Source organism: Caldivirga sp. MU80 (assembly GCF_001663375.1).
In the GTDB taxonomy this organism is placed as follows: domain Archaea; phylum Thermoproteota; class Thermoprotei; order Thermoproteales; family Thermocladiaceae; genus Caldivirga.
In genome coordinates this window covers 1-4221 of the sequence record NZ_LCTF01000059.1, presented here as the reverse complement: position 1 = coordinate 4221, position 4221 = coordinate 1, and the positions used below count along the sequence as shown (strand labels likewise).

At 42.8% G+C, this 4221-nt stretch carries 3 protein-coding genes and 1 tRNA gene; all 4 read left to right on the top strand.

Annotated elements, in window-relative coordinates; genetic code table 11:
• Nucleotides 1-211 precede the first annotated feature (211 nt).
• Nucleotides 212-565, top strand: a complete 354-nt coding sequence (locus tag AAX04_RS11340; protein WP_066798359.1) for a retroviral-like aspartic protease family protein — start codon at nucleotides 212-214, stop codon at nucleotides 563-565.
• Nucleotides 566-1524: 959 nt separating this feature from the next.
• Nucleotides 1525-2112, top strand: coding sequence for a hypothetical protein (locus tag AAX04_RS11335; RefSeq protein WP_156519851.1), 588 nt, complete (start codon nucleotides 1525-1527; stop codon nucleotides 2110-2112).
• Between the two features lie 1031 nt (nucleotides 2113-3143).
• Nucleotides 3144-3247, top strand: a tRNA-Glu gene (locus tag AAX04_RS11330).
• 727 nt (nucleotides 3248-3974) lie between these two features.
• Nucleotides 3975-4221: ferredoxin family protein (locus tag AAX04_RS11715; protein WP_156519850.1), on the top strand; the 247-nt coding region annotated here is incomplete at its 3' end.

The window sequence follows — 4221 nt, the reverse complement described above, 5'->3', positions numbered from 1 at the left end:
CAAGGAATTAAAGTTGAGGGGATACACCAGGGCTGAGGTTACGAAGGCAATGAAGAAATTAAGGAAAGTAAGGAGGGAGATACGCATGGTAAGAAGGCTTATGAAGATAACAACACGCAATAATGAGGCAATACAATAAATTTTGCAAAAAGCATTACGATGAAACCACGGAAAACAAAAACATTTTATAAATTGCACAAAGATATTCCCTGTGGGCCACGTGTACGTATCAGTTAGGTTTAGGGGTAAGGACGAATTAATAATGGATAAGGTACTCGTAGATACAGGCGCCACATTCACAGTAATGCCGCTGGACATTGCCGAGAAACACTTCTATGAAACACCACTTGAAGCCGAGCTAAAACTTGGCGATGGAAGAGTCGTTAAGGCTAAGGTCTTTATGGCCGAGGTCGAGATTGAAGGTAGGAAGGGGCCAGCCAGGATAATGGCACTTAGCAACGCTACACCCGTGATAGGCGTCGATACATTAGAAATGCTGGGCCTAAAGGTCGACCCGGTGACAGGCAGGATAGAAAAGAGTGAGTATTACATGCTTTATGTTTAGAAGTAGCCTTAATTGGTAGTGCACCATGATGATGGCATCACGGTTATTACCTAGATATCCACAACAAATTCGTGAAATCTAAGCTATGCAATGCTGTTACTAAGGTGCTCATGAGTAATGGCAGGTAATACAGAAACCTATATATAAACAGTCAACGCGGTACGTCTCATGGCGCTAATGAATACTGAAAACGCCAACCAAGGATACTGAATTTAATATATACGTTTATGCATGCAGAGAATGCCCTGATAGCCCAAAGTGAAACAACGCAATAGAAGCCCTCACCCAAAGCCCTACAACTCCGTATCCACGGGGAAGTTTAAAGTACCCCAAAGCATGTATGAAAACGCCCCCGTCGTATAGCATCATTGCTTGTAGAGATCACGGACATAAAAACCAGCCAAACCAAATAAAACCAAAGAACATAATCATGGTGCCCAGCCGGGATTTGAACATGGGTTGCTTTGGATTTGCTTGGGTGGCTTGTTGGTCATCACGCCAGTGTTATCTTTGGTAGTTTTTCCATCATTGCCTTCAGCACGTGTTGTTGGATTAGGTGCTTGTTGTGGTTGTAGTTGCTCTTCATTAAGATGGCGTGTGTGATCGGCGTCGCCGTCTTGTGCCTGATCCAGAGCGGTCTCTTGAGCCTGTCGATAACGATTAGCTTGTGTATGGCGTGCAGATAAGCAATGTTCCTAGGCGCCTCGTAATTATTACTAGCCTTTAGCAGGGCAATGGTTAGGTCTTCGAGTTCGTGGTGCCTTATAAATCTAATTGATAAGATAAGTATTGGCGGGTGTGGGGTGGTGTGGATTGGCCGCTCGCTTGGTTAATGACGTATCGAGGTGTTGATTGCCAACTGTGGGGCCTCGTTTACAATAAGTGTATGGAGACAGAACAATGTAGCAAGTTAGCCAAGATACTCACGGATGAACTTGGGAAGCATAGGTGCCTCAATTATGCACCTAATTGAATGCATTGCTGTGGGTGGGTTTAAAATCAATGGGCCGCCGAGAGTCGGCAAAGGCCCGATGAGTAGCAAGGAGGATCAGGAGTTAAGCAACGAAGCCTCCCTACCCCAACCCACCCAGGCAGGGAGGATAGAAACATGCACCGAGTTGGTAAGCAAGGCAATGAGGTGCCTAGAAAACAACGACAAACAATGCGTCACGAGGCTCATCGAGGAGTTGATTCGAAACCAATGCCATGATGGCCACATAGTTGGTAAAGAAGTTGCGGATAGGGCTAAGGATGCAGTTCACGAGCTGTGGTTAAGGAATAGAGGTGATGATGAGTGGAAGTGCGAGTTGCCAAGGATGCTTAAAAGTCTCAATGTAACAAAGGGTTGGATCATGGATGCGTTACATAAAGGCCCTAGTCCTTTAAATAAATGGCTCACTAGGTGCGGAATTAGCTGGGAAGGTAAGACAACGAGGAACAACGTTATCGAGAACATGCTGAAAAGCAAGTTTAGCTGGTGGGGCCAGGGTGGATTAAAACCAGAGCGGGATGGGCACAGCCAGTCCCACGGGTCTGGGGAGGGGTGATAGCACCATGAACCTACAAACCCACAACCATGAAGCGAGGAGGAATATGCTTGCAAAGGAAATCGAAGAAATATTGAGGTGGCGATTTGGGTGGAACGAAGTCGTAATGAGTAATATTATGTGGAAATTCTTTGGTGTTGAGAATATTAATGAGTATTATAATTATGGCATAGATTTGCATGGGTGGCTACAATCATTTGAGCTAGGTGAGCCATTAGATGAGTACGTGTTTGGAGCGATGAGCGGTGATTTATACGTAAGAAAATGGAGACGCCAATACGAAGTAGAAGTAGCAACATCGAATCCCATTGGAGTTTTTTACTTTCTAAAACTAATGAAGATGATTAGCAATGACAATCTAACTATAAGATTTGTTCGACAGGCTAATAAATATGTTGAGGTATCTTATTATGCTTTTTTGCGGCAGTGGCCGTGGCCTTCGCTAGAGGAACCATCATGGTTAGAAACAATAAAAGATTTTGACGCAAACAAATTGGCAAAATACATTGGAGGGCTAATTGACAGCGACGGTTCAGTGTCTATTTATTTTACAAAACAAAATAGTATAGATTTCAAAATAAGAATTTATGCATGCAGAATATGTGTAGGGTTTTTAAGAGCAGTGAGAGACACTATTTATGATACACTAGGAATTAAAGGCACAGTCTCAGTTAATAATGCTGGAGATAGTAGCGAGTTATATTACAGAAATAAACAGGGAGTCAAGCTGCTTAATTATGTTCTGCAGTACCTAAGGCATCCATTAAGGAGGGTAAGGGCAGAGTTGTATTTGAGATATTACGACAAAGAACTATCAAGAGAGGAGCTTCAACGCCTTTATGTGCCATTAAAATACGATGATTTAAAAAGGAATCATGCAGTAGATGCGTTTGTACAGGGGGCCCCACAAACCCACACCCACGGGGAACACGCATTGATACTCAAGGGAAAAGTCTCTTTCCCATCACAAACAAAACCACCAACACAACACACAAAGAAAAACCTAAAAACACCCAACACCATAAAACCATGCCCCGGTAGTATAGCCCGGTCAAGTATAAGTGCCGCAAAAACGGCCTGCTGACGCGGGCCTCTCGAGCCCGTGACCCGGGTTCAAATCCCGGCCGGGGCACCAGGGACTTTGTTCTCAATTATTTCTAGGTATTCATGTTTTGTCAGGATGATGTGGTTTCAAGTTCTGTGATTTTAATGATTAATATAATGATATTATTAATTGAAACTTATGCGTTCCAGCTCTTCATAGTAGAAATACTTACCTGCACTAGTGAAGATACCTTTAATTTTGCTTTTTGGGTCCCTTATTGATCTCAGTATCTTTTTGTCAAGGGTCATGAACACTTCGCACTCCCTATCTGCTAATGCTGACGCCATTATTAACACGTCGCTTGGACCAAGCCATAAAATTTCGCTTTGTAATTCATTAACGTATTTTAGGAAATCGCTCAGTTCTTCATTTTAAAAATGAATATATCGACCAACCCCTCCATCATGCCATTGAGCAATTCATTTAATGGATCAGGATAAGAGGTTATGAGATGACTCGGTAGTTCCTTTCTTTTTCTGTTTATGTATTCTGCATTCTGTCAATGAGTTTCTTAGTGAGTTCTCTTATCTCTGGGTTGTTTCCGATTTGTTAATGCTTCTTGGTGGTTGTGATTACTTGTAGATAAATGTAATTACGGTGCTTCATAACTACAATGCTCATTAACCCTGTAGCATTGTTTCTCGGACTGTTGTCTTGAGTGCTATTACTGTGCCATGGTAAGTGAAGGTGTGTAAATTCTGCACTTACCAAGCGTTTTATTTACTGACTGATCAGTCGAAAACTCGGTGATCAGGGTATGAGTAAAACTTGGCATGGTGTAGATAGGTTGAAGTACGTGTGGTTTCCTAGGATTGACTATGATAAATGCACTGGATGCGGTCTCTGTCTCCTTACTTGTGGTAATGACGTGTTTAGGTGGTATCCTGAGGAAAACTTGCCCATAGTTGCAAACCCAGGTAATTGCGTCCTAGGCTGTACAACATGTGCAAAACTCTGCCCCGAAGACGCAATAACATTCCCTGATGACCCAAAGAAGTTCATTC

Bases quoted from the DNA above. Each gene is read 5' to 3' on its own strand.
- AAX04_RS11335 (WP_156519851.1), top strand. From the start codon at position 1,525: ATGCACCTAATTGAATGCATTGCTGTGGGTGGGTTTAAAATCAATGGG.